The sequence below is a fragment of the Nonomuraea sp. NPDC059007 genome (assembly GCF_042740555.1).
In the GTDB taxonomy this organism is placed as follows: Bacteria; Actinomycetota; Actinomycetes; order Streptosporangiales; family Streptosporangiaceae; genus Nonomuraea.
The window spans coordinates 384,671-410,044 of sequence record NZ_JBHYJD010000003.1; the positions used below are offsets into that span (position 1 = coordinate 384,671).

Annotated in this window: 25 protein-coding genes; 11 read left to right on the top strand and 14 right to left on the bottom strand. The window is 70.0% G+C overall.

Translation table 11 applies throughout. From position 1 onward, the window contains the following. Window positions 1-25 precede the first annotated feature (25 nt). The 6 genes from ACFWY5_RS07105 to ACFWY5_RS07130 all read right to left on the bottom strand — a co-directional run bounded on the left by ACFWY5_RS07105 (window position 26) and on the right by ACFWY5_RS07130 (window position 5,497). On the bottom strand, window positions 26-1,987 hold the full coding sequence (locus ACFWY5_RS07105; protein WP_379618699.1) for a TPM domain-containing protein: 1,962 nt from the start codon (window positions 1,985-1,987) through the stop codon (window positions 26-28). A 113-nt stretch (window positions 1,988-2,100) separates the two neighbouring features. Further along, window positions 2,101-3,291, bottom strand: coding sequence for a bifunctional phosphopantothenoylcysteine decarboxylase/phosphopantothenate--cysteine ligase CoaBC (coaBC, locus tag ACFWY5_RS07110; RefSeq protein ID WP_379630788.1), 1,191 nt, complete (start codon window positions 3,289-3,291; stop codon window positions 2,101-2,103). Between the two features lie 138 nt (window positions 3,292-3,429). Continuing rightward, the gene (gene rpoZ / locus ACFWY5_RS07115; protein WP_184960643.1) at window positions 3,430-3,699 is read right to left on the bottom strand and encodes a DNA-directed RNA polymerase subunit omega; all 270 of its coding nucleotides are present in this window, start codon (window positions 3,697-3,699) and stop codon (window positions 3,430-3,432) included. Window positions 3,700-3,704: 5 nt separating this feature from the next. After that, the gene (gmk, locus tag ACFWY5_RS07120) at window positions 3,705-4,340 is read right to left on the bottom strand and encodes a guanylate kinase (RefSeq protein WP_379618706.1); all 636 of its coding nucleotides are present in this window, start codon (window positions 4,338-4,340) and stop codon (window positions 3,705-3,707) included. 52 nt (window positions 4,341-4,392) lie between these two features. After that, window positions 4,393-4,716, bottom strand: a complete 324-nt coding sequence (gene mihF / locus ACFWY5_RS07125; RefSeq protein WP_157244637.1) for an integration host factor, actinobacterial type — start codon at window positions 4,714-4,716, stop codon at window positions 4,393-4,395. Window positions 4,717-5,251: 535 nt separating this feature from the next. Beyond that, a complete protein-coding gene (locus ACFWY5_RS07130; protein ID WP_379630789.1) occupies window positions 5,252-5,497 on the bottom strand; it encodes a hypothetical protein in 246 nt (81 codons plus the stop codon). Between the two features lie 166 nt (window positions 5,498-5,663). Here ACFWY5_RS07130 and ACFWY5_RS07135 point away from each other — a divergent pair, with 166 nt between their 5' ends. The 3 genes from ACFWY5_RS07135 (at window position 5,664) to ACFWY5_RS07145 (ending at window position 6,836) form a co-directional block, all read left to right on the top strand. After that, window positions 5,664-6,047 carry a VOC family protein gene (locus ACFWY5_RS07135; protein ID WP_379618710.1) on the top strand — a complete coding sequence of 128 codons (384 nt, stop codon included), beginning with the start codon at window positions 5,664-5,666 and terminating at the stop codon, window positions 6,045-6,047. A gap of 136 nt (window positions 6,048-6,183) precedes the next feature. After that, on the top strand, window positions 6,184-6,405 hold the full coding sequence (locus ACFWY5_RS07140; RefSeq protein ID WP_379630790.1) for a type II toxin-antitoxin system VapB family antitoxin: 222 nt from the start codon (window positions 6,184-6,186) through the stop codon (window positions 6,403-6,405). Further along, window positions 6,402-6,836 carry a PIN domain-containing protein gene (locus tag ACFWY5_RS07145; protein WP_379630791.1) on the top strand — a complete coding sequence of 145 codons (435 nt, stop codon included), beginning with the start codon at window positions 6,402-6,404 and terminating at the stop codon, window positions 6,834-6,836. Before ACFWY5_RS07140 ends, ACFWY5_RS07145 begins: the two co-directional genes overlap by 4 nt. Window positions 6,837-7,203: 367 nt before the next feature. Here ACFWY5_RS07145 and pyrF read toward each other — a convergent pair whose 3' ends face one another. Genes pyrF through pyrR form a run of 8 tightly spaced genes read right to left on the bottom strand, consistent with a single transcriptional unit; the run spans window position 7,204 to window position 16,920 of the window. Further along, the gene (gene pyrF / locus ACFWY5_RS07150) at window positions 7,204-7,896 is read right to left on the bottom strand and encodes an orotidine-5'-phosphate decarboxylase (RefSeq protein WP_379630792.1); all 693 of its coding nucleotides are present in this window, start codon (window positions 7,894-7,896) and stop codon (window positions 7,204-7,206) included. Window positions 7,897-7,925: 29 nt separating this feature from the next. After that, window positions 7,926-8,894 carry a dihydroorotate dehydrogenase gene (locus ACFWY5_RS07155; protein WP_184960638.1) on the bottom strand — a complete coding sequence of 323 codons (969 nt, stop codon included), beginning with the start codon at window positions 8,892-8,894 and terminating at the stop codon, window positions 7,926-7,928. Next, a complete protein-coding gene (locus tag ACFWY5_RS07160) occupies window positions 8,884-9,756 on the bottom strand; it encodes a dihydroorotate dehydrogenase electron transfer subunit (protein ID WP_379616737.1) in 873 nt (290 codons plus the stop codon). Before ACFWY5_RS07160 ends, ACFWY5_RS07155 begins: the two co-directional genes overlap by 11 nt. 23 nt (window positions 9,757-9,779) lie before the next feature. After that, a complete protein-coding gene (gene carB, locus ACFWY5_RS07165; RefSeq protein WP_379616476.1) occupies window positions 9,780-13,067 on the bottom strand; it encodes a carbamoyl-phosphate synthase large subunit in 3,288 nt (1,095 codons plus the stop codon). Continuing rightward, window positions 13,060-14,157 carry a glutamine-hydrolyzing carbamoyl-phosphate synthase small subunit gene (gene carA / locus ACFWY5_RS07170; protein ID WP_379630793.1) on the bottom strand — a complete coding sequence of 366 codons (1,098 nt, stop codon included), beginning with the start codon at window positions 14,155-14,157 and terminating at the stop codon, window positions 13,060-13,062. Before carA ends, carB begins: the two co-directional genes overlap by 8 nt. Before the next feature lie 29 nt (window positions 14,158-14,186). Continuing rightward, a complete protein-coding gene (locus ACFWY5_RS07175) occupies window positions 14,187-15,476 on the bottom strand; it encodes a dihydroorotase (RefSeq protein ID WP_379630794.1) in 1,290 nt (429 codons plus the stop codon). Then, window positions 15,473-16,390, bottom strand: a complete 918-nt coding sequence (locus tag ACFWY5_RS07180; protein ID WP_379630795.1) for an aspartate carbamoyltransferase catalytic subunit — start codon at window positions 16,388-16,390, stop codon at window positions 15,473-15,475. The genes ACFWY5_RS07175 and ACFWY5_RS07180 overlap by 4 nt, the downstream gene beginning before the upstream one ends. Next, window positions 16,387-16,920 carry a bifunctional pyr operon transcriptional regulator/uracil phosphoribosyltransferase PyrR gene (gene pyrR, locus ACFWY5_RS07185; RefSeq protein ID WP_184960632.1) on the bottom strand — a complete coding sequence of 178 codons (534 nt, stop codon included), beginning with the start codon at window positions 16,918-16,920 and terminating at the stop codon, window positions 16,387-16,389. The genes ACFWY5_RS07180 and pyrR overlap by 4 nt, the downstream gene beginning before the upstream one ends. Before the next feature lie 149 nt (window positions 16,921-17,069). Between pyrR and ACFWY5_RS07190 the strand changes: the two genes are divergently transcribed. The 8 genes from ACFWY5_RS07190 (at window position 17,070) to ACFWY5_RS07225 (ending at window position 25,343) form a co-directional block, all read left to right on the top strand. Beyond that, window positions 17,070-17,975, top strand: a complete 906-nt coding sequence (locus ACFWY5_RS07190) for a F0F1 ATP synthase subunit gamma (protein WP_379621367.1) — start codon at window positions 17,070-17,072, stop codon at window positions 17,973-17,975. Window positions 17,976-18,042: 67 nt separating this feature from the next. Beyond that, window positions 18,043-18,285: a DUF3040 domain-containing protein gene (locus ACFWY5_RS07195; RefSeq protein ID WP_379621369.1), complete on the top strand. Its 243-nt coding sequence runs from the start codon at window positions 18,043-18,045 to the stop codon at window positions 18,283-18,285. Window positions 18,286-18,393: 108 nt separating this feature from the next. Continuing rightward, window positions 18,394-19,785 (top strand): amino acid permease, encoded by a 1,392-nt coding sequence (locus tag ACFWY5_RS07200; protein ID WP_379630796.1) that lies wholly within the window; start codon window positions 18,394-18,396, stop codon window positions 19,783-19,785. Between the two features lie 15 nt (window positions 19,786-19,800). Next, on the top strand, window positions 19,801-21,045 hold the full coding sequence (locus ACFWY5_RS07205; protein WP_379621373.1) for an arginine deiminase: 1,245 nt from the start codon (window positions 19,801-19,803) through the stop codon (window positions 21,043-21,045). Window positions 21,046-21,072: 27 nt separating this feature from the next. After that, window positions 21,073-22,077: an ornithine carbamoyltransferase gene (argF, locus tag ACFWY5_RS07210; protein WP_379621375.1), complete on the top strand. Its 1,005-nt coding sequence runs from the start codon at window positions 21,073-21,075 to the stop codon at window positions 22,075-22,077. Between the two features lie 5 nt (window positions 22,078-22,082). Further along, window positions 22,083-23,018 (top strand): carbamate kinase, encoded by a 936-nt coding sequence (gene arcC, locus ACFWY5_RS07215; protein ID WP_379621377.1) that lies wholly within the window; start codon window positions 22,083-22,085, stop codon window positions 23,016-23,018. Window positions 23,019-23,058: 40 nt separating this feature from the next. Continuing rightward, complete coding sequence (locus tag ACFWY5_RS07220) at window positions 23,059-24,480, top strand: amino acid permease (RefSeq protein WP_379621379.1); 1,422 nt, start codon at window positions 23,059-23,061, stop codon at window positions 24,478-24,480. Further along, complete coding sequence (locus ACFWY5_RS07225) at window positions 24,477-25,343, top strand: universal stress protein (protein ID WP_379621381.1); 867 nt, start codon at window positions 24,477-24,479, stop codon at window positions 25,341-25,343. Before ACFWY5_RS07220 ends, ACFWY5_RS07225 begins: the two co-directional genes overlap by 4 nt. The last annotated feature ends 31 nt before the right edge of the window (window positions 25,344-25,374 follow it).

Sequence of the window (25,374 nt, forward strand, 5' to 3'; positions counted from 1 at the left end):
CCCCCGATATGTGATCGTTTCCGGGTCAGAAGGCTCCCCCTGAGCCCCTCCGCCCTCGTGTGCCCGAGCCGCCGAAGCTGCCCGGCGCCTGGCCGCCGCGCCTGCCCGTCCCCGCGGTCTGGCGGCCGCCCCCGCGGCCCGCGCCGCGGCCGGACATCATGCCGCCCCTCATCCCGTCGATGAGGATGCCGCCCAGGATCGCGCCCATCATCGCGTCGGCGCCGCCCCTGCCGTTGCCGGTACGTCCGTAACCGAACGCCGACACCTCGCCCCGCGCCGCCCTCCCGGCCTCCTGGGCGAGCTGGTCGGCGCGCTGGGCGGCGGCGAGCGCCGCGGACGGGTCCTCCCCCGCCCGCGCCCGCGCCTCGGCCAGCAGGCGTTCCGCCTCGGCGATCCGGGTGCGCGCGGTGCTGCCGACCGCGCCGCGGTTGGTGGTGATGAAGTCCCTGGTGGCCGCGATCTCGCTGCGCGCCGTGAGCATCGCCTGGTCGAGCATGCTGCGCGCCTGCCCCTGACGGGCCTTCTTGTCGCGTACGCCCTTCAGCGCCTCGTCCAGCGTCGCCTGCGCCTCCTCCACCCGGCGCAGCAGCGCGATCGGATCCACGCGGGTCGCGACGACGTCCTCGGCCACCTGGGTCGCGGTGCTCTCCGCGTACGCGATCTGGGGCGCCAGGTCCGCCGCGTACGCCTGGTCGGCGGCCAGCGCCTTCGCCGCCGACAGGTTGGCCGCGACGGTCTCCAGGGCGGGCTTGAGACCGGCCGCCGCCTGGTGGATGTCGTCGGCCCGCCTGGTCACCGCCTCCATGAGCTGCCTGGCCTGGTCCACGGCCGACTGCGCGGCCAGCACCTGGGCGACCGCCTTGCCCGACTCCCCCGCGTCCAGCGACGCCTGCGCGGCGGTGAGCGTCTGGCCGGCGAACTCCAGGCGGTTGGCCGCGTCGTCCGGGTTGTCCTCGACGGGGGTCAGGGCGCTGTGGGCGAAGCGCTCGGCGGTGGCGGCCATGGCCCGCCGTACCTCGGCGAGCTTGGGTGTGAGCTCGGCGTGCGCCTGCCGGACCTCGGCCAGTACGCGCGGGGCCTGCTTCTCCATGTCGCGCAGCCGGTCGAAGGCCTCCGACTCGGCGTCGAGCCGGGCGTTGGCGTCCGCGCAGCGCCTGACGATCTCCTGCAGCATCGCCTGGCGGGTCACGTCGTCCTCCGGGACCTCGTCGTCGAGCTGCTGGCGGAGCCGGAAGGCCTGGTCGAGCTCGCCTTTGGCGTATTCGAGCGCTTCGGCGAACGGCTGGGCCGCCTCCTCGCCGAACTGCGCCGTCGCGAAGCCCACCTCCTGCTCGGAGGTCTTGACCGCGTCGTCGGTGTGGACGAGCGCCTGTCCCGCGCGAGTCTCCAGGTCCTTGGCCGCGGCGGCGTGGCGGGAGGTCTTGCGGCGGCGCGAGTACAGGTAGACGCCCCCGCCGGCCGCGGCCAGCACCCCCGCCCCCGCCAGCCACCAGGCGCTGCGGCCTTCGGGGTTGGCCGGGTTCGCCATGGCCGTGCCGTACCCCTTGGCGGCGCCGACGGCCGCGCCCGCCCAGTCGTCCTTGCGCAGCGCCGGCACGATCGTGTCCTGCGCGACGGCGTTCATCTGCTCGGCGGACAGGGGGAAGTTCGTGTCGGCTGATACGGCGTAGCGGCGTTCCCGCGTGGCGACGGCCATCAGCAGGTCGTCACGGCCGAGGCGGCTCAGCCCGGCGGTCTGGTCGGCCCAGGTGGTGGCGTTCCAGCCGGAGAATCCGGTGACGTAGACGACGTAGAGGCGGATGCCGCGCTCGGCTTCGAGCCGGCTGATGGCGGCCTGAACCTCGCCCGCCCGGTCGCCGAGGGCGCCGGCGTGGTCGGTGACGGTCTGGGTGACGGCCTCGGGCGCCTCGGCGGACGCCGCCGCGGGGATGGCCAGGAGGGCGCCGGTGATGAGCAGTACGCGTATGACGTGCCTGAATGCTGACAACCCCGACCGCCCCCAGTCGTAGCTTCACTGACCCCTGAGGCGTCTCATCCCCACATTACGGAGCGTGTACACATTTGTCCCATTAGTGAGAAAGGCAGGTCACAGGGGCTCGATCAAGCCAGACGCGGCGCGACCAGGGACCAGAGGGCGTCGGCCAGATCTTCCTTCGGGCCCCTCGGAACCTCGACCGGCTCTCCCCCGGCGACCAGGATCGTGGCCGCGTTGTCGGGGGTGCCGAAGGCGAGGTGCTCGCCGACCTGGTTGACCACCAGGAGGTCGCACCCCTTGCGGGCCAGCTTGGCCTGGCCGTTGGCCAGCACGTCATCGGTCTCGGCCGCGAACCCCACGATCACCGCGCCGTTCCCGGCCCGGGTACGCCGCACGCCGAGCTCAGCCAGAATGTCGGGATTCTTCGTCAGCCGGATGGCCTCGGGATCGCCGGACGTCTTCTTGATCTTGGACGTGGCCCGCGTCACCGGCCGGAAGTCGGCCACGGCGGCGGCCATCACCACCGCGTCGGCGTCCTCCGCGGCCGACAGCACCGCCTCGCGCAGCTGCTCGGTCGACTCCACCCGCACGATCTTGGCACCGGCCGGATCGGGCAGCGTGACGTTGGCCGCGATCAGGGTCACCTCGGCGCCGCGTGCCACGGCCGTGCGCGCCAGCGCGTACCCCTGAAGGCCGGACGAGCGGTTGCCGATGAAGCGGACCGGATCGATCGCCTCGCGGGTGCCGCCCGCGGAGACGACCACCCGGCGGCCGGCCAGGTCGCGCGGCGCCCCGCGCAGCACGCGGCGGCAGACCTCGAAGATCTCCTCGGGGTCGGGCAGCCGTCCGGGGCCGGTGTCGGCGCCGGTCAGGCGTCCCGAGGCGGGGTCGATGACGAGGGCGCCGCGCTCGCGCAGGGTGGCGACGTTGGCGCGGGTGGCGGGGTGGTCCCACATCTCGGTGTGCATCGCGGGCGCGAACACCACCGGGCAGCGCGCCGTCAGCAGCGTGGTGGTGAGCAGGTCGCCGGTCAGTCCCTGGGCGGCCTTGGCGAGGACGTCCGCGGTGGCCGGGGCGACGATCACGAGGTCGGCGTTCTGCCCGATCCGCACGTGCGGCACCTCGTGCACGTTCTCCCACACCTCGGTGGTCACCGGGTTGCCGGACAGCGCCGCCCAGGTCGGTTCGCCCACGAACCGGAGCGCGTCGCGGGTGGGCACCACGCGTACCTCGTGCCCGGACTCGGTGAACAGGCGGAGCAGCTCGCACGCCTTGTAGGCGGCGATGCCGCCGCTGACGCCCAGTACGACCCTCATCGGCGCGCCGCCACCCCTCTCCTCCGCACGAATCGCCCCAACCCTAGAGCTTCGCGCCGGTACGGCTCCGCCCGGGGTCCGGACATGGCGCAGCTCCCGGCTCCGCCCTGGGCGGCGTCGAGAGCTGGAGTCGAACGGTCAGACCGCGCCTTCGATGGGCTCGGCGTTGAGCAGCCCCTCGGAGACCTCGCGCAGCGCGATGGACAGCGGCTTCTCCTGGGCGTGGGTCTCGACCAGCGGGCCGACGTACTCGAGCAGGCCCTCGCCGAGCTGCGAGTAGTAGGCGTTGATCTGCCTGGCGCGCTTGGCGCCCATGATCACCAAAGAGTACTTGCTGTCGACGATGTCGAGCAGAGAGTCGATCGACGGGTTGGTGATTCCCTCAGCGACCGGGGCAATGCCTGCCACGATTGTCAGACCTCTCGGTTGGTGGATGTCGTGACCCCCTGAGGGTCTGTCATCAAGGCTATCAGCCGATGACATACATCCTGGACACTCGTGTTCACAAGTGTGATGTCGAACTCGGGTTCCGCCGCGCATTCGACGCGTCCGGCGGCCAGGCGGCGTTCGATGACGTCCTCCGGCTCGGTGCCGCGGCCGCGCAGCCGGCGTTCCAGCTCCTCCCACGTGGGCGGGGCCAGGAAGACCAGGAGCGCCTCCGGCATCGTCTTGCGTACCTGCCTGGCGCCCTGGAGGTCGATCTCCAGGAGGGTGGGCACGCCGCTCGCGAGCCGGTCGAGCACGGGCCGGCGCGGCGTACCGTAGCGGTTGCCGGCGAACTCGGCCCATTCGAGCAGTTCGCCCGACTCGATGAGCCGGTCGAACTCGTCGTCGTCGGCGAAGAAGTACTGCACGCCGTGCGACTCGCCGGGGCGGGGCTTTCTGGTGGTCACCGAGACCGACAGCCACACCTCGGGGTGGGACCGCCGGATCTCGGCGACGACCGTGGACTTCCCCACGCCCGACGGCCCGGACAGGACCGTCAGGCGCCTGGAGGGAAGGAGGTCGACCTGTGTGTCGTGGGCCCTCAAACTGTCGGACCAAGACATGTCGGTCACTTCCTACCCCCCGCTGAAGCTGCGCTTTCGTGTGAAGACGAGATTAGCTCTCGCCGCCACCGAACTCGCGCTCAAGGGCGGCCCTCTGGTTCGCGCCGAGGCCGCGCACGCGGCGCGACTCGGCGATGGTGAGCCGCTCCATAAGCTGCTTGGCGCGGACCTTGCCCACGCCTGGGAGCGACTCCAAAAGCGCCGACACCTTCATCTTGCCGATGACGTCGTCGGTCTGCCCATCCTTGAGCACCTCAGCCAGAGAAACCGCGCCATGCTTGAGCCGGTTCTTGACCTCGGCACGCTCTTTACGGGCCTTGGCAGCCTTCTCCAGGGCTGCGGCGCGCTGCTCGGGGGTCAACGGAGGAAGAGCCACGCCGGGTCACCTCGAATTTCTGTCGATGTACTCGGACGAGAGGGGAAACTAGCTGGTCATCGCCACCTAAGCAACGCCAAGAGCGGTTTCTCTCACCACAAAATCCAGTTCTTAACTCTCCGTGTTTGTAAAACTACGATGAGCTGATCAAATCGCGCTCACTTCCCGGTTCTCGAAGATCGTCGCCCGCCAGGGGCGATAACGATCATGACTACTGACCGTCACCCGAAACCCGTCTTTGCGCGACCCGAAAACCCGTTATCAAACCGAGATCTTCTCTTCGCCGGAACGGCTCCGCCACCCCTGCGGGTAGAGAATTCTTCTATCCGGTAGAAGGTTCTTCCTCCCGCCGGTGCCCGGCGGAGTGATCACGCACTGACCCGGGGTTAGCTTGGCGGCACGCGAGTCTCACTCGCGATCGACGTGGGGATCGGCGAGGGCAGGCGAGGGGGAAGTACCGCACGACCGGAGCACGTTTCTCGGTCGTGCGGTACTTCCGAGAATCCGGCCCGCCGTACGGCTCCCCCGTCCGGGGCTACGAACGGAGTCCAACCTCCTTGGCGATCGTTCTCGCCAGCCACGCCGCGACGGCCGGCACCGCCACCGAGCACGCGGCCCCCGCCCGAGGGGTCACCGGATCGTCCAGCCGGCCGAGGGTGACGCTCATGAGCGGCGACACGATGAGCACGACCCGCCGCCCGGCAGGCGACCGCACCGCGACCACCGCGAGCACGACGATGGGCAGGAGTTCGGCCACCGGCACCGGAATCTGAGTACTCACCACGACGCCGGCGAGCAGGACGGCGGCCCATCCCGCCAGCCGCCGACTCCCGAGGGCGCGGGACCCCGTAGCAGGTCGAACGCCTCGCGCCCGCTCACGGCCGCAACCGCAAACGACTTCCCGAATTCGGTGGCGCGCGAGGGAGCGCTGAGGCAGGCTCCACCTCATGGTTTCGGTAGTGCAGAACGTGGCGATCGATTGTGCGGATGCCTTTGAGCTGGCCGGATTCTGGAGCGAGGTGACCGGCAGGCCCCGGCATCCGGAGGACCGGCCGGGTGACCACGAGACCCAGGTGATGCTGCCGGAGGGCCCGGTGCTGCACTTCAACCAGGTGCCGGAGAAGAAGACGATCAAGAACAGGATCCACCTGTGCCTGCGCCCGGAGACCTCACGCGAGGAGGAGGTCGAGCGGCTGCTGGGCCTCGGCGCCACCCAGGTCGCCGATCACCGGAACCCGGACGGCTCGGGCTGGGTCGTCCTCGCCGACCCGGAAGGCAACGAGTTCTGCGTCCTGCGCAGCGACTCCGACCGCGCCGCGACACCTTCCTGATCCCGAAGCGATCCCGGGTCGCCGCGCAAAGCTCGCCTACTTCTTGACGAGGTGGGTTGATATACCCCGAAGGGCTATTAGTGTAGATAGAATAAGAAGGTGGATACATCCAATGTTGAGTTCGTGAGGTAGCCTTATGGCCAAGACCATGATTGACCTGGACGATGACGCTCTCGTGCTCGCCGCCGAAGAGCTCGGCACGTCTACCAAGCGTGACACCGTGAACGCCGCGCTGAGAGTGATCGCCAACCGGCGCGCCGCCAAACACGCCCTCGCACTCCTGGACGAACTCAAGATCGACCTGTCCGAGGATGCCTGGCAGATCGAGCACAAGGGCTACTCCGGAGAAGAGTCGTGAGCGTCGTATATCTCGTCGACAAGTCCGCCTGGGAGTGGGCCCGGCGAGACCCGGCCGCACGCGCCGACTTCACGCAGATCACCGGTGAGGCGATCACCGCGACCTGCCATGTGGCCACAATGGAAGTCCTCTACTCGGCCCGCAACCCAGAGGACTACGAGCGGCTGCGCTTTCGGTGGGCGTCGCTTGCCCAGCTGCCAGACCCTTCCACCGACACCTACGAAGCCGACATGGCATGGGTGATGGATCGGGCCATGGAAGTACAGCGACTCCTGACCGAGACAGGAGAGTGGCGCAGGCCTGTGACGGACCTGATGATCGCCGCTTGTGCGGAGCGGGCCGGAGCGACCGTGCTGCACGTGGACAAGGACTATCCGCTGATCGCCAAAGTGACCGGCCAGCAGGAGCGGCGGCTTACCACATCGAAGTGATCGCCGGGCGAACCGCCGGAGGCCTGCGAAAGATCGAGGGCAGAGATGCCGGCCCCTCTCCGGTCAACGCCAAGACGTGGCTCTCAACCGGCCAACGCTCGGGGAGCGCGAGGGGCCGGAGGCCTCTCGCCGGGGTTTGGGGCGAAGCCCCAATCGGAACAGCCTGAAGGCCCGAGCCTTTGGAGTGGGGCGTGGGGGCCCTGCCCCCACTCAAACACAGCCCGGAGCCGCCCCAGCGCGAAGCGCCCCGCCGACAAGCCGAGGCCCGAGCCCTTGGAGTGGGGCGTGGGGGCCCTGCCCCCACTCGGACACAGCCCGGAGCCGCCCCAGCGCGAAGCGCCCCGCCGAAAAGCGGAGGCCCGAGCCCTTAGGTGGTGCGGCGCAGGGAGGCGGCCAAGGCCGCGGCCGTGGCTCCCGGGTCCGCCGAGCCCGTGATCGGGCGGCCGATCACCAGGAGGTCCGCGCCGTCGGCCATCGCCTGTTCCGGGGTGGCCACGCGGGCCTGGTCCTGGGTTTCGGCGCCCGCCGGCCGTACACCTGGAGTGATCAGTGTGATCGCGGGGCCGACTTCGGCACGGACGGCGGCCACCTCGTGGGGTGAGCAGACCAGCGCGGTCGCGCCCGCCCCCACCGACAGTACGGCCAGCCGCCGCACAGCGTCGTCGGCCGGTCCCGACAGCCCGATCCGGCCCAGGTCGGCCTCCGACAGCGACGTCAGCACGGTCACCGCGGCGATCTTGGTGTGTGGAGCGGCCTGTACGGCCGCCTGGATCATCGCCGGGCCTCCGGCGGCGTGAACGGTCAGGATGGCGGGCCGGAGGCGGGAAACGGCCTTTGCGGCCCCCGCGACGGTATTGGGGATGTCGTGCAGTTTGAGGTCCAGGAAGACCCGCACCCCGCTGCCCCCGCGGACGGAGTCGATCACGTCGGGCCCGTAGCGGAGGTAGAGTTCGAGCCCGACCTTCACCGTGCTGACGTGAGGGGTGACCATCGCGGCCCAGCGGGCGGCGGTCTCGAGGTCCGGCGCGTCCAGGGCGACGGCGATCGGGGCGGGCGTCACGGTGGTCTCTCCTCGTGCGGGTGCGAGCGTCAAAGGGAACTCTCTTCGTGCAGGTGCCGGGCGGCGCTGCCCGGCGGGCGGTGGGCGAGGCCGACGGCGTCGGCCAGCCGCTGGAAGCCGCGTGCGCGCAGCAGGTCCTCGAGTTCGCGCTCGATGCGCAGGCACGCGTACGGGTCGTGGAACAGCGCGGTGCCGACGCCGACGGCGCAGGCTCCGGCGAGGATGAGCTGGAAGGCGTCGGCGCCGGTCATGACGCCGCCGACGCCGATGATGGGCGTGCCGGGCAGCGCGGAGTGGACCTGCCACACGCACCGTACGGCCAGCGGCAGGATGGCCGGTCCCGACAGCCCGCCGGTCACCGCGGCGAGGGCGGGCTTGAGCGTGACGGTGTCGATGCTCATCCCGAGCGGGTTGTTGATCATGGAAAGCGCGTCGGCCCCGGCGTCCACGCAGGCGCGGGCGACGGCGGCGATGTCGGCCACGTCGGGCGCCAGCTTGGCGATGACGGGCACGTCGTAGCGCATCACCGAGCGCACGGAGGCGATGACCTCGGCCGCCGCGCCGCCTTCGCGGGCGAAGACGCGGCCGCGGTCCTCGATGTTGGGGCAGGACAGGTTGACCTCGACGGCGGTGACGCCGGGCGCGTCGGCGAGCCTGCGGGCCAGGGCGGCGTACTCGGCGACGGTGCCGCCGCCGATGGAGACGATGGTCTTGATGCCGCGCTGGGCCAGCCAGGGCAGTTCGCGTTCCAGGAAGGCGTCGACGCCGGGGCCCTGGAGGCCGACGGCGTTGAGCAGGCCGGCGGGCGTCTCGGCCATGCGTGGCGTGGGGCGGCCGGCGCGGGGCGCCATGGTGATGGAGCGGGTGACGAGCGCGCCGAGCCGGTGGAGGTCGAAGAACTGGGCGAGTTCGCGCCCGGAGGCGGCGCAGCCGGCCGCGGTGGTGATGGGGTTCGCTAGCTCGACATGTCCCAGAAAAGTCCGCATATCAACTGACATGTCGGGCTCCACCCCCGGGCGCGCCCAACGCGTCGAACGGGATCGTTCCCACGTCCTCGAAGCGCACGCGCTCCCCCCTGAACACCGGCCCCTCCGCGCACGCCCGCGTCATCCTCGTCACCCCGTCGTCGCCGATGACCGGCAGCACGCAGGTCATGCAGATGCCGATCCCGCACGCCATCGCCTCCTCCACCGCCACCTGCACCGGGATGTCGGCCTCCATGGCGACGGCGGTGACCGCGCGCAGCGTCTGCATCGGCCCGCAGGCGTAGACGACGTCGGCGCGGGTGCCGGCCACGACCGCGGGCAGCGCGTCGCTGACCGTGCCGCGCACGCCCAGCGAGCCGTCCTCGGTGGTGAGCGTGACCGTGGCCCGCTCGGCCATCCGCCTGGCCCGCATCGCGCCGAACACCCGGTCGGCCGAGGCCGCCCCGAGCACGAAGTCGACCCGGCAGCCCCGCTCGGCCAGCGCGTCGGCGAGCGGGAACAGTACGGCGGAGCCGTACTCGGAACCGACGAGCACGCAGTGAACGGGGTCGCGCGGCAGCGGGAACGGCCGCCCGAGCGGTCCCACGAGGTCGATCGTGTCGCGGGCGCGGCGCTCGGCGAGCCAGGCGGTGCCCGGCCCGCCGGCGCTGAAGACCAGCTCGACGGTGCCGCCGTACTCCGGCTTGACGTCGTGCACGTAGAAGGCGCGGCGCGTCACCATCGCGGTGTTCGCGCCGCCGACCGACACGGACACGAAGTGGCCGGGGCGGAAGCGCTCGGCGATGCCGGGCGCCACCACGGTCAGCGCATGATAGGCGTCGACCCGGCGCGTCGTCAGCACCGTGCCCGTCACCTGCACCGGAGTGCCGGCCAGTGTCGCTCACCTCCCGCGGGGGCTCACCCCCGAAGCGCTCGTGCGTGCTCCTGGAGGGACCGTACGCCAACATCGCCCCGCACCTTGGCCTGGATGCCCGCGGCGGCCGCGGCGAGTCCTTGGACCGTGGTGATGCACGGGATGCCGCGCAGCACCGCGGCGGTGCGGATGTCGTAGCCGTCCAGGCGCGGCCCGGACTGGCCTGGGCTGCCGAACGGGGTGTTGACGATCAGGTCCACCTCACCGTCCAGGATGCGCTGGACGATCGTGGGCTCACCTCCGGGTCCCGTGCCGTCGCTCTGCTTGCGCACGATCTTGGCATGGACACCGTTGCGGCGCAGCACCTCGGCGGTGCCCTCCGTGGCGAGGATCTCGAATCCGAGGTCGGCCAGCGCCCGCACCGGGAAGATCATCGCCCGCTTGTCGCGGTTGGCCACCGAGACGAACGCGCGGCCCTTGACGGGCAGCTCGCCGTACGCGGCGGCCTGCGACTTGGCGAAGGCGATGCCGAAGAACTCGTCGATGCCCATGACCTCGCCGGTCGAGCGCATCTCCGGGCCGAGCACGGTGTCGACGCCCCTGAACCGGTTGAACGGCAGCACCGCCTCCTTGACCGCGATCGAGGCGTCCAGCGGCAGCGTGCCGCCGTCGCCCTCGGCCGGCAGCATGCCCTCGTCGCGCAGTTCCTTCAGCGTGGCGCCGAGCATGACGCGGGCCGCCGCCTTCGCCAGCGGCACCGCCGTCGCCTTGGACACGAACGGCACGGTACGGCTGGCGCGCGGGTTGGCCTCCAGGACGTAGAGCACGCCGGCCGACATCGCGTACTGGACGTTGAGCAGCCCGCGCACCCCGACGCCGCGGGCGATGCCCTCGGTGGCGGCGCGGATGCGCTTGATGTCGGCCCCGCCGAGCGTGATCGGCGGCAGCGCGCACGCCGAGTCGCCGGAATGGATGCCGGCCTCCTCGATGTGCTCCATGACGCCGCCGAGGTAGAGCTCGTGGCCGTCGAAGAGCGCGTCCACGTCGATCTCGATGGCCTCGTCCAGGAACTTGTCGACCAGCACCGGATGCCCGCCCTCCTGGGCCGACATGTAGGTGGTGAGGGTCTCGTCGTCGTAGACGATCGCCATGCCGGCCCCGCCCAGCACGTACGAGGGCCGCACCAGCACCGGGTAGCCGATCTCCTCGGCCACCGCCAGCGCCTCCGCCACGGTGGTGGCGGTGCCGTGCTTGGGCGCGGGCAGGTTCGCCTCGGCCAGGACGCGCCCGAACGCGCCGCGTTCCTCCGCCAGGTGGATCGACTCGGGAGAGGTGCCGACGACGGGCACGCCCGCGTCCTTGAGCGCCTGCGCGAGGCCCAGCGGCGTCTGCCCGCCGAGCTGTACGATGACGCCCGCGACCGGGCCGGTCTGCTGCTCGGCGTGGACGACCTCCAGGACGTCCTCCAGCGTCAGCGGCTCGAAGTAGAGCCGGTCGGAGGTGTCGTAGTCGGTCGAGACGGTCTCCGGGTTGCAGTTGACCATGACGGTCTCGAACCCGGCCCTGGACAGCTCGAAGCTGGCGTGCACGCAGGCGTAGTCGAACTCGATGCCCTGGCCGATGCGGTTGGGCCCGGAGCCGAGGATGAGGACCTTGGACCGCTCGCCGTAGGGGACCTCGTTCTCCTCGTCGTAGGTCGAGTAGAGGTAGGGCGTGGTCGCGGCGAACTCGGCCGCGCAGGTGTCGACGGTGTTGTAGACCGGGCGCAGGCCGAGCGCGTGGCGCAGGTCGCGCACGCGCGTCTCGTCGAGGCCGCGGATCTCGCCGATCTGGACGTCGGAGAAGCCGTGCCCCTTGGCCCGCTCCAGCGTCTCGCGGGTGAGCTCGGGCGCGGCGGCCAGCGCCGTCGCCTCCTCCTGCAGCAGGAAGAGCTGGTCGATGAACCACGGGTCCACGCGGGTGGCCTCGAAGAGCTCCTCCGCCGTGGCGCCCGCCCTGATGGCCTGCTGCATCGTGCGCAGCCGTCCGTCATGGGGGGTACGGCACGCGTCCAGCAGTTCCGCCTTGCCGGTGTACTCCCCGACCCAGGAGAACGACGAGCCCTTCTTCTCCAGCGACCGCAGCGCCTTCTGCAGCGCCTCGGTGAAGGAGCGGCCGATGGCCATGGCCTCGCCCACGGACTTCATGTGCGTGGTGAGCGTCTGGTCGGCCCCGCGGAACTTCTCGAAGGCGAAGCGCGGCACCTTGACCACGATGTAGTCGAGCGTCGGCTCGAAGGAGGCCGGGGTGACCCGGGTGATGTCGTTGGGGATCTCGTCGAGCGTGTAGCCGATGGCCAGCTTCGCGGCGATCTTCGCGATCGGGAAGCCGGTGGCCTTGGAGGCCAGGGCGCTCGACCGGGACACGCGCGGGTTCATCTCGATGACGATCATGCGGCCGCTGGCCGGGTCGACGGCGAACTGGATGTTGCAGCCGCCGGTGTCGACGCCGACCTCGCGGATGACCGCGATGGCCACGTCGCGCATGTTCTGGTACTCGCGGTCGGTGAGGGTCAGCGCGGGCGCGACGGTGACGCTGTCGCCGGTGTGGACGCCCATCGGGTCGATGTTCTCGATGGAGCAGACGATGACCACGTTGTCGTGCTTGTCACGCATGACCTCGAGCTCGTACTCCTTCCAGCCGAGGATGGACTCCTCCAGGAGCACCTCGGTGGTCGGCGAGGCGTCGAGCCCGGCTCCGGCGATGCGCCGCAGGTCGGACTCGTCGTAGGCGAAGCCGGAGCCGACGCCGCCCATGGTGAACGAGGGCCGCACCACCAGCGGGTAGCCGAGCGTCCCCGCGGCGGCCAGGCAGTCGTCCATGGTGTGGCAGATCACCGACTCGGCGCTGGAGGCGTTGAGCCCCTGCTCGCGGGCGACCTTGGCGACGATCTCCTTGAACCGCTCGCGGTTCTCCCCCGCCTGGATCGCGTCGAAGTCGGCGCCGATCAGCTCGACCTCGTAGCGCTCCAGCACGCCCGCCTCGTGCAGGGCGACCGCGGTGTTGAGCGCGGTCTGCCCGCCGAGCGTCGGCAGCAGCGCGTCGGGCCGCTCCTTGGCGATGATCTTCTCGACGAACTCGGGGGTGATCGGCTCGACGTAGGTGGCGTCGGCGAACTCCGGGTCCGTCATGATCGTCGCGGGGTTCGAGTTGACCAGGATCACCCGGAAGCCCTCGGCCCGCAGCACGCGGCAGGCCTGGGTGCCGGAGTAGTCGAACTCGCACGCCTGCCCGATCACGATCGGCCCCGAGCCGATGACCAGGACCGATTGGATGTCTGTTCTCTTAGGCACGCTGCATGACCTCGCAGAACTCGTCGAAGAGGTACGCGGCGTCATGCGGGCCCGCCGCGGCTTCCGGGTGGTACTGCACGCTGAAGGCGCGCCCGTCGAGCAGGCGCAGTCCTTCCACGCAACGGTCGTTGAGATTGACGTGACTGACCTCTGCCGGGCCGTACGGGGTGTCGAAGGCGCCGTCGAGCGGCGCCTCCACCGCGAAGCCGTGGTTGTGCGCGGAGATCTCCACTTTTCCGGTACGCACGTCCTGGACCGGCTGGTTCACCCCGCGGTGACCGTAGGCCAGCTTGTAGGTGCCGAGCCCGAGCGCGCGGCCGAACAGCTGGTTGCCGAAGCAGATGCCGAAGAACGGCACCCGCGCCTCCAGCACCTTCTTCAGCGCGCCGACGTCGGCGGTGGCCGGGTCGCCCGGCCCGTTGGAGAAGAAGACGCCGTCCGGCTCGACGGCCATGATCTGCTCGAAGGTGGCGGTCGCGGGCAGCACGTGCACCTCGCAGCCGCGCTCCGCCATGCGGTGCGGCGTCATGCCCTTGATGCCCAGGTCGACGGCGGCCACGGTGAACCGCTTCTCGCCCTGGGCGGGGATCACGTAGGTCTCACCGGTGGAGACCTGCTCGGCCAGGGAGGCTCCGGTCATCTGCGGGGCCTGCCGTACGCGCTCGACGAGCTCCTCGACCGGGACGGTGGGCGCGCTGAAGACGCCCGCCCGCATCGCGCCGCGCTCGCGCAGGTGGCGGGTGAGCGCGCGGGTGCCGCGCAGGGCGATGCCGACCACGCCCTGCTCCTTGAGGTAGGCGTCGAGGGAGCGGTCGGCGCGCCAGTTGGAGACCACGCGGGACGGCTCACGCACGACATATCCGGCGACCCACACCTTCGACGACTCGGGGTCCTCGTCGTTGACGCCGGTGTTGCCGATGTGCGGGGCGGTCATCGCGACGATCTGCCGGTGGTAGGAGGGGTCGGTGAGGGTCTCCTGGTAGCCGGTCATGCCGGTGTTGAAGACCATCTCGCCGAACGTCTCACCCTCGGCGCCGTAGGGGGTTCCATGGAAGACACGACCGTCCTCCAGGACAAGCACCGCGTTCACATGTGGCTCCCTCTGGTCGTGCACGGGTGTCAAACCAGCTTCCCTTCCAGGACGGTCGGCTTGCCCCGGAGGAAGGTGGCGACGACCCGGCCCGGGAGGGTCATCCCCTCGTACGGGGTGTTGCGGCTCTTGGAGGCGAAGGCACGCGGGTCGACCTCGGTGCGGGCGCCCGGGTCGTACAGGGTGATGTTGGCCGGGCCGCCGGCCTCGATCGGGTTGCCGTGGCCGGACAGGCGGCCGATCTCGGCGGGCTTGAGCGACATGCGCTCGGCCACGCCCGCCCAGTCGAGCAGGCCCGTGTCGACCATGGCCTCCTGGACGACGCTGAGCGCGGTCTCCAGGCCGATCATGCCCATGGCCGCCGCCGCCCACTCGGTCTCCTTGTCCTCGACCGGGTGCGGCGCGTGGTCGGTGGCGACGACGTCGATGGTGCCGTCGGCCAGGGCCGCGCGCAGCGCCTCGACGTCGGCGCGGGTACGCAGCGGCGGGTTGACCTTGTAGATCGGGTTGTAGGAGCCGTTGGGCGACTCCTCGACCAGTTCGTCGGTCAGCAGCAGGTGGTGCGGGGTGACCTCGGCGGTGACGTTCCAGCCCTTGGACTTGGCCCAGCGCAGGATCTCCACCGAGCCGGCGGTGGAGACGTGGCAGATGTGCAGGCGGGAGCCGACGTGCGCGGCGAGCAGGCAGTCGCGGGCGATGATCGCCTCCTCGGCCACGGCGGGCCAGCCGGCCAGGCCGAGGCGGCCGGAGATGACGCCCTCGTTCATCTGGGCGCCGCCGGTGAGGCGGGGCTCCTGGGCGTGCTGGGCGACGACGCCGTCGAAGGCCTTGACGTACTCCAGCGCGCGGCGCATGAGCACCGCGTCGTCGACGCAGTGGCCGTCGTCGGAGAAGACCCGCACGCGGGCGGCGGAGTCGGCCATGGCGCCGAGCTCGGCCAGCTGCCTGCCCTCCAGGCCGACGGTGACGGCGCCGACGGGCTGCACGTCGCAGTAGCCGCCCTCCTGGCCGAGCCGGTAGACCTGCTCGACGACGCCGGCGGTGTCGGCGACGGGCGAGGTGTTGGCCATGGCGTGCACGGCGGTGTAGCCGCCGCGGGCGGCCGACTGGGTGCCGGTCAGGACGGTCTCGGCGTCCTCGCGGCCGGGCTCGCGCAGGTGGGTGTGCAGGTCGACCAGGCCGGGCAGCGCGATCGCGCCGCGGCCGTCGACGATCTCCTCGGTGCCCTGCAGCCCCGCGCCGATCTCGGTGATGGTTCCGCCGGAGACGCGGATGTCGGCGGGCTCGCCGCCCAGGACGCGGACGTTGCGAATGATCATGCGGACTCTCCCCCGAGGAGCAGGTACAGGACGGCCATGCGGGTGGTCACGCCGTTGGCGACCTGCTCGACGATGGTCGAGCGCGGGGAGTCCGCCACGTCGGCGGCGATCTCCATGCCCCGGTTCATCGGGCCGGGGTGCATCACGATGGCGTCGTCCGGCATCTTGGCGAAGCGGTCGCGGTCCAGGCCGTAGCGCCGGGAGTACTCGCGCTCGCTGGGGAAGTAGGCGGCGTTCATCCGCTCCTTCTGCACGCGGAGCATCATGACCACGTCCGACTTGGGCAGCACCGCGTCGAGGTCGTAGGAGACCTCGCAGGGCCAGGTGCCGACCGAGACCGGCAGCAGCGTGGGCGGGGCGACCAGCGTCACCTCGGCGCCGAGCGTGGCCAGCAGCAGCACGTTCGAGCGGGCCACGCGCGAGTGGAGCACGTCGCCCACGATGGTGATCTTGCGGCCTTCCAGCGAGCCGAGGCGGCGGCGCATGGAGAAGGCGTCGAGCAGGGCCTGCGTGGGGTGCTCGTGGGTGCCGTCGCCGGCGTTGACGACGCTGCCGCGCACCCAGTTGGCCAGGCGGTGCGGCGCGCCGGAGGCGCCGTGGCGGATGACGACCGCGTCGGCGCCCATGGCCTCCAGGGTCAGCGCGGTGTCCTTGAGCGACTCGCCCTTGGAGACGCTGGAGCCCTTGGCGGAGAAGTTGATGACGTCGGCCGACAGGCGCTTGGCCGCGGCCTCGAAGCTGATGCGGGTGCGGGTGGAGTCCTCGAAGAACAGGTTGACCACGGTACGGCCGCGCAGCGTCGGCAGCTTCTTGATGGACCGTTCCGAGACGGCCGCCAGTTCCTCGGCGGTGTCGAGGATGAGCAGCGCGTCGTCCTTGGACAGGTCCGCGGCGGAAATGAGGTGCTTGTTCACTTGATCAACTCCACTGCGTCGCGCCCGTCGATCTCGTCGAGGAAGACCTTGACCTTCTCGCTCTTGGCGGTCGGCAGGTTCTTCCCGACGTAGTCGGCGCGGATGGGGAGCTCGCGGTGACCCCTGTCGACCAGCGTGGCGAGCTGCACGGCCGTCGGGCGGCCCAGGTCGTTGAGCGCGTCGAGCGCGGCGCGGACGGTGCGGCCGGAGTAGAGCACGTCGTCGACGAGCACGACGGTCCTGCCGTCGACGCCGTCCGGCGGAAGCTCGGTGTGGCCGAGGGGGCGGGCGGGCTTGAGCCGCAGATCGTCGCGGTACATCGTGATGTCGATCGAGCCGACGGGGATCTTCACGCCTTCGAACTGCTCGATCCGCTCACCGAGCCGGCGGGCCAGAGTCACGCCGCGGGTCGGGATGCCGAGGAGGACGACGCCGTCGGCGCCCTTGGTGCGCTCGAGGATCTCGTGCGCGATTCGGGTCAGCGCCCGGTGGATGTCCGGGCCTTCGAGAACGGCCCTTGATTCGGACATGGGAAATCATCACCACCTTCCCCGCCTCACGGGACGGGACTTAAAAGGGTGTCGGTCGGGACACACAGTACCAGGCGCCACCAGCCACGATGCGGCGCCCCCTCGGCGCGTTAGCCTGATCGCGCACACCATGTAGTCGGGGGGTCACATTGGGTGCTCAGCTACGCCTGATCAGGCAGCGGATCAAGTCCGTGAAGTCGACCGCGAAGATCACACGAGCTCAGGAGTTGATCGCGTCGTCGCGGGTGGGCAAGGCCCGCGACCGCGCCGACGCGGCGCAGCCGTACGCGCGGGAGATCTCCGCGGCGGTCTCGGCGCTCGTCAGCCACCACATGAAGATGAACCACGCGCTGCTGAACGAGCGGCCGGACACCTCGCGAGTGGCGGTGCTGGTGCTGACCAGCGACCGGGGGTTCGCCGGCGGCTACAACCACAACGTCATCAAGAACGGCCAGGCCCTGCACGCCATGTTCGAGGCGCAGGGCAAGGAGCCGGTCTTCTACGTGGTGGGCCGCAAGGGGGTCGACTGGTTCCGCTTCCGCGGCCGGGAGATGGCCGGGCACTGGGCGGGGATGAGCGGGCAGCCGGGTTACGACACCGCCGCCGAGATCGGCAAGACGCTCATCTCGGCGTTCGACATGCCGACCAGGGACGGCGGCGTGGGCGAGGTGCACGTGGTCTACACGGAGTTCGTCACGATGCTGACGCAGGCGCCGCGCGTCACCAGAATCCTGCCGCTGCAGGTGGAGGAGGTCGAGGGCGAGGCGGGGACGGCCTCGGGGCCGCCCAAGGCGCCCTACGAGTTCGATCCCTCGCCGGAGGCGGTGCTGGACGAGATGCTGCAGAAGTACGTGCGCTCGCGGATCTGGTACATGCTGCTGTCGTCGGCGGCGGCCGAGCACGCGGCCCGCCGTACCGCGATGATGGCGGCGACCGAGAACGCGCACGAGCTCATCGAGAAGCTCACGCGCGAGGCCAACGAGGCGCGGCAGGCGGAGATCACGACGGAGATCACCGAGATCGTCGGCGGCGCGGAGGCGCTCAAGCACTCCTGACGGATTTGGCACAATCGGACAAAGCATTATAAAACCTCCTTCAAGGTCTCTTGGGGGAGGTTTCATCATGGCGCTGTCCGCGCGCGAGCAAACGGTCCTGGACGCGATCGCCCGCCAGATCGCGGTGGAGGACCCGGCGCTGGTCAAGGACCTCTCCGAGCACGGCAGCGGGGTCGTGACGGCCGAGCGCATCCCCCAGGCCTGGGACGCCTGGCCCGTGGCGCTGATCGCGCTCTGCCTCGCGGTCTTCACGGTCGTACTGCTGCTGAGCGGTTCACCGTCCGATCTGCCGCACGCCGTGATCAGGTAATTTCCGGACAAGGCCCCGTGTCAGCACTCTGAGTGCCGGGCACGTCACCGTGAGTCGCACGCGTTCCGCCTGCGGCTTTCCGCGGACCGACGTGCACGGGGGCACCGCATGGGGGAACCACGACCGCCCGAGGGCGGTGTCACGACCGCGATTCCCACCGAGACCGCTCCCGGCTCCGGCGGGCTCGGGCTCGGCTCGGCCATCGCGCTCATCATCGGCAACGTCGTCGGCACCGGGATCTTCCTGCTGCCGGCCTCGCTGGCCGCCTTCGGCACCGTCAGCCTCGTCGCCATGGTCGTGGTCACGATCGGCGCCGTCGCCATGGCCATGGTCTTCGGCAAGCTCGGCGAGCGCATCCCCGCCGGCGGCGGCCCCTACGCCTACGCGCGCAGCGCCTTCGGCGAGTTCGCCGGCTTCTGGAACGCCTGGTCGTTCTGGCTGACGGCGTGGATCGGCAACGCCGCGATCGCCGTCGCCTGGGTCGGCTACGTCCAGTACTTCGCCCAGCAGGTATTCGGCCTGGACTGGAACGGCGTGCCCATCGCCATCGGGCTGGTCGGCCTGTGGATCCCGGCGGTCGTCAACCTGATGGGCGCCAGGAACATGGCCGCCTTCCAGCTCGTCACCACGATCCTGAAGTTCGCCCCGCTGCTGTTCGTCGGCGTCATCGGGCTCTTCTTCATCCAGGGCGCCAACTTCGGCGCGTTCAACGCCACCGACGGCAACTGGGTCGGCGCCGTCTCGATGGCGGGCGCCGTCGCCCTGTTCATCTACTCCGGCGTCGAGAGCGTGTCCATCGCCGCCGAGAAGATCAGGAACCCCGAGCGCAACATCGGCAGGGCCAGCGTCATCGGCGTGCTCGCCTGCGCGGTGCTCTACATCCTGAGCACCGTCGCCGTCATGGGCACCGTGCCGCACGAGCGCCTGGTCAACTCCACGGCGCCGTTCGCCGACGCGCTCAACAACATGTTCGGCGGCTCGGCCGGCGGCATCCTCATGGCCGCCTGCGCGATCGTCTCCGGCATCGGCGCGCTGAACGGCTGGACCATGCTGGTGGCCGAGATGCCGCTGGCCGCGGCCAAGGACGGCATGTTCCCGCCGGTCTTCGGCAGGGTCTCGCGCCGGGGCGTACCGGCCGCGGGCATCCTGGCCGGCACCATCCTGACCTCGGTGATGCTGCTGGTCGGCTACGCCTCGGAGAACGCCTTCAACACCATCGTGCTGCTGGCCTCCTTCACCACGGTCATCCCGTACTTCTTCTCCGCCGCCGCCCAGATCTTCTGGCTGGCCACCGGAGGGCGCCTGGTCGACAAGCGCCGCCTGGCCAGGGACATGATCATCGCGGTGATCGCGCTGCTGTTCGCGTTCTGGATGGCCTTCGGCTCCGGCGCCGAGGCGGTGCTCGGCGGGACGCTCATGCTCCTCGTGGGTGTTCCGGTCTACATCTGGGTCAAGTCCAAGAGGGGCGAGTACGGCCCGCGTGACGCCCGCGTTTCCTGAGGGGATAGAGAAGAAATGACCTTTCACGTCGATTCCGAGGTGGGCAGGCTCCACCAGGTGATGCTGCACAAGCCCGAGCTGGCCCTGAAGCGCCTCACACCCACCAACAAGGACGAGTTCCTCTTCGACGACGTCCTGTGGGTGCAGCGGGCGCTGGAGGAGCACGAGGAGTGGCAGCAGGTCCTGCGCGACCGCGGCATCACCGTCTACATGCTGGCCGACCTCCTGCGCGAGACCCTCGACATCCCCGAGGCGCGCAAGCACGTGCTGGAGCACGTGGTCGACGAGCGCTGGATCGGCCCGCTGGCCGTGGACGCCGTGCGCAACGTCCTGGACGCCATGCCGTCGGCCGAGCTCCAGCAGTTCCTCACCGGCGGCATCACCAAGGGCGAGCTGATGGAGCGCGGGGTCGACCCCAAGAGCGTCGCCTACCACGTGCTGGACGAGTCCGACTTCGTCCTGCCGCCGCTGCCCAACCACCTGTTCACCCGCGACACCTCCTGCTGGATCTACAACGGCGTCTCGATCAACGCCATGAAGAAGAAGGCCCGCCAGGCCGAGACGATCAACCTGGAGGCCGTCTACCGCTACCACCCGGTCTTCGCCGCCGGGTTCCGCCGTCCGGAGGCGGGCGGCTTCAACGTGTGGATGCCCGGCACCGCGGTCGCCCCGGCCACGATGGAGGGCGGGGACGTGCTGGTCATCGGGCGCGGGGCCGTACTCATCGGCATGAGCGAGCGCACCCAGCCGCAGGCGGTCGAGATGCTCGCGCGCAACCTCTTCAAGCACAACGGCGCCAAGAAGATCGTGGCGCTCAACATGCCGAAGGCCCGCGCCTTCATGCACCTCGACACGGTGATGACCAACGTGGACGTCGGCGTGTTCACCAAGTACGCCGGCCTCGGCATGCTGCCCTCCTACACGATCGAGCCCGGCGACAACGACAAGGAGCTCAAGGTCACCGACCACCGCCCCGAGGACATGCACAAGGCGATCGCCCGCGCCCTGGACCTGGACGACATCAAGGTCCTGACCGCCCACCAGGACGTCTACGCCGCCGAGCGGGAGCAGTGGGACGACGGCTGCAACGTGCTGGCCATCGAGCCCGGCGTGGTCGTCGCCTACGAGCGCAACACCACCACCAACAACTTCCTCCGCTCGGAGGGCATCGAAGTGATCACCATCAGGGGCAGCGAGCTCGGCAGGGGGCGCGGCGGCCCGCGCTGCATGAGCTGCCCGCTGGAACGCGACGGCATCTGACCTTTTCAGGTTCTCGGGGGGAACTTCATGGCATTCAACCTGCGCGGGCGCAGCTTTCTCAAAGAACTGGACTTCACGCCAGAGGAGTTCGGGTTCCTGCTGCGCCTGGCGGCCGACCTGAAGGCGGCCAAGTACGCCGGCGTCGAACAGCAGCGGCTCAAGGGCAAGAACATCGCCCTGATCTTCGAGAAGTCCTCGACCCGCACCCGGTGCGCGTTCGAGGTGGCCGCCCACGACCAGGGCGCGCACGTCACCTACCTGGACCCGTCCGGCTCGCAGATGGGGCACAAGGAGTCGGTCAAGGACACCGCCCGGGTGCTCGGCCGGATGTTCGACGGCATCGAGTACCGGGGCAGCGCCCAGTCCAACGTGGAGGAGCTGGCCCTGTACTCGGGCGTACCGGTGTGGAACGGGCTCACCGACGAGTGGCATCCCACGCAGATGCTCGCCGACATGCTCACCATGAAGGAGCACAGCGACAAGCCGCTGCACGACATCTCCTTCGCCTACCTCGGCGACGCCCGCAACAACATGGGCAACTCGCTGCTGGTCACCGGCGCGATGTTCGGCATGGACGTACGGCTGGTCGCCCCCAAGGCGCTGCAGCCCGACCGGCAGATGGTCGTCAAGCCGGCCAAGGACCTCGCCAAGCAGACCGGGGCCACGGTCACCATCACCGACGACGTGGCCAAGGGCGTCAAGGGCGTCGACTACCTCTACACCGACGTGTGGGTGTCGATGGGCGAGCCCAAGGAGGTCTGGGACGAGCGGATCAAGCTGCTGAAGCCGTACCAGATCAACGACAAGGTGGTGAAGGCCACCGGCAACCCCAAGGTGAAGTTCATGCACTGCCTGCCGGCCTTCCACAACCGGGAGACGAAGGTCGGCGAGGACATCTACGAGAAGACCGGCCTGGACGCGCTGGAGGTGACCGAGAGCGTCTTCGAGTCGCCGCGCTCGATCGTCTTCGACGAGGCCGAGAACCGCCTGCACACGATCAAGGCCATCATGGTGGCCACCCTCGGGGACTGACCGCGATGCGCGTCATCGTCGCCCTCGGGGGCAACGCGCTGCTCAAGCGCGGGGACCGGCCGGACGCCGACACCCAGATCGCCAACGTCAACATCGCGGTGAAGACGCTGGCCAAGCTGGCGGAAGAGCACGAGCTGATCATCACCCACGGCAACGGCCCCCAGGTCGGGATGCTGGCGCTGGAGAGCGCCGCCGACACCAGCCTGACCCGGGCCTACTCCTTCGACACGCTCGGCGCCGAGACCCAGGGCATGATCGGCTACTGGATGCTGCAGGCCCTGCAGAACGCCCTGCCCGGCCGGCAGGTCATGGCGCTGGTCACCCAGACGCTCGTCTCGGCGGTCGACCCGGCCTTCGACAACCCGACCAAGTTCGTCGGCCAGGTCTACGAGCAGGCCGAGGCCGAGAAGCTGGCCAGGGAGAACGGCTGGGTGGTCCGGCAGGACGGCCCGTACTGGCGCCGCGTGGTGCCTTCTCCCGCGCCGCAGCGCGTGGTGGAGACCCGGCTGATCCGCAAGGCCGTACGCGACGGCGTCGTGGTGGTCTGCGCGGGCGGCGGCGGCATCCCGGTCGTCCGCGACGCCCAGGGCCGGCTGTCGGGGGTCGAGGCCGTCATCGACAAGGACCTGACCGCGTCGATGCTGGCCGAGGCGCTGGACTGCGACGCGTTCCTGATCCTCACCGACGTGCCGAGGGTCATGAAGGACTTCGGCACGCCGCAGCAGAGCGAGATCGGGCACACCACTCCGTACGAACTGCGCTCCATCGACTTCCCCGCCGGCTCGATGGGGCCGAAGGTGGAAGCCGTGTGCAGGTTCGTGGAGACCACAGGTGACATGGCCGCGATCGGCAAACTCGACCAGGCCGTCGAGATCCTCAAGGGGAAGGCGGGCACGATCATCACGCCGAGCGCCACCTGGCCGTTGACGAGCACGCTTTAGTCGCATCGGGGCCGGTGGCCCCTTCTTTGGGGAGGTGCCGGTGGCACTGACACAGTTGTTCCGCATCAAGCCGACGGACGAGATCGTCTCGGAGGCCGGCCGGGGCGAGGGCGGCGAGCTACGACGCACGATGGGCCTGTGGCAGCTGACCCTCTTCAGCGTCGGCGCCACACTCGGCACGGGTATCTTCGTCATCCTCGGCCAGGCCGTGCCGAAGGCGGGCCCGGCGGTGGTGCTGGCGTTCGTGCTGGCCGCCATCACGGCCCTGTTCTCCGCGCTGAGCTACGCCGAGCTGGCCGGGACCATCCCGGTGTCCGGCTCGTCCTACTCCTACGCCTACGCCACGCTCGGCGAGATCGTGGCCTGGGTCTGCGGCTGGTGTCTCATGCTGGAGTACGCCGTGTCGGTCGCGGCCGTGGCCGTCGGCTGGGGCGAGTACCTCAACACGTTCCTGCAGGGGCTGTTCGGCTGGCAGCTACCCGCCGCGATCACCCACTCCCCCGGCGACAAGGGCGGCGTCGTCAACGTGACCGCCATCCTCATCGTGCTGCTGGCCACCTGGCTGCTGCTCGGCGGCTCCTCCGAGTCGGCCACCGCCAACGTGGTCTTCGTGCTCATCAAGGTCGCGGTGCTGGCGTTCTTCTGCGTGGTGGCGTTCACCGCCTTCCAGTCGAAGAACTTCACCCCGTTCGCCCCGCTGGGCGTCCTGGGCATCACCGCCGCCGCCTCGCAGGTCTTCTTCTCCTATATCGGCTTCGACGCCGCCTCCACCGCCGGTGAGGAGGCCAAGAACCCCAAGCGCGACCTGCCGCTGGCGATCATCTTCTCCCTGGTGATCGTGACGGCGATCTACGTCCTGGTCGCGGTGGCCGCCATCGGCGCCATGCCGTGGACCGACTTCGACCCCGAGAACACCGAGGCCAGCCTCGCCGTCATCGTCGACATGGCCACCGGCGCCACCTGGCCGGGCCTGGTCGTCTCCTTCGGCGCCGTCATCGCCATCGCCAGCGTCGTGCTCACCGTCATGTACGGCCAGACCCGCATCCTGTTCGCGATGTCGCGCGACGGGCTGATCCCCAAGGTGTTCCAGAAGGTCAACCCGCGCCGCCAGGTCCCGGTCGCCAACACGCTGATCGTGACGTTGTTCATCAGCGTCCTGGCCGGGCTCATCCCGCTCGGGCAACTGGCCGAGGCCACCAGCATCGGCACCCTGTTCGCGTTCGCGATCGTCAACGTCGGCGTGATCGTGCTCCGCCGTACCAGGCCCGACCTGCCGCGCAACTTCAAGACGCCGCTGTTCCCGATCACGCCGATCCTCGGCGTGATCATGTGCGTGGTCGTGATGGCGGGCCTGCAGGGCGTCACGTGGCTGGCGTTCGCGCTGTGGATGGCCGTCGGTTTCATCTGCTATTTCCTGTACGGCTACCGCCACTCCAGGCTCCGCACGGAGGTGCCCCGATGAAGATCGAGAACGTGCTGACCGGCTTCATCGCCGAGCCCCGTGGACGTGACGGGCTGGCGCTCGCCGTACTCCTGGCCAGGCAGGCGAGGGCGAAACTGACGGTCGCGACCGTGCAGCCGCCCGCCTGGAACACGCCGGGACCCGCCAAGGCCGACGAGAGCGCCTGGCGCGCCTACCTGCGCGAGCAGTCGGACGCGACGCTGGAGCAGGCCCGCGAGCTGGCCGGCGACGAGGCGGACTACGTCGTCCACACCAACAAGGGCAGCGGGCGCGGCCTGGTGGAGCTGGCCCGCAAGCGCGAGGCGGACGTGGTCGTGATCGGCTCGGCTCCCTCGGGCGCCAAGGGCCGCATCTCCCTGGGCAGCACCGCCGACCAGTTGCTGCACTCCTCGTCGGTTCCGGTACTGCTGGCGCCCAAGGGCTGGTCGGAGGAGCCTCCGGCCGAGTTCGAACGCCTCACGGTCGCCTACCGGCGCGGCCCAGGCTGCGACCACGCGGTCGCCGAGGCGGCGCGGGCGGCGGTGAGCCTGGACGTGCCGCTGCGGCTGGTCACGCTGGTCCTCAGCAGCGGCAGGAAGGCGAAGATCGAGCAGGAGATGTCCGAACGGCTGCGCGAGCAGGCGGCGGCGGACCTGAAGGCGGCCGCGCGCGGGCAGCGCCGCAGGCTGCAGGTGGACGTGGAGATCCTGGAGGGCAGGAACGTGGCCCAGGCCCTGGGCGCGGCCACGTGGCTGGACGGCGAGCTGATCATCTGCGCGTCAAGTAGTTCCGGGCCGCTGCGCCGGGTCTTTCTGGGCGACACCTCCATCAAAATCGTCAAGGCTGCGACATGCCCCGTGATGATCCTGACTCGAGAGCCATAGCTGGATATCCCTCGTCAAACTATGACGAAGT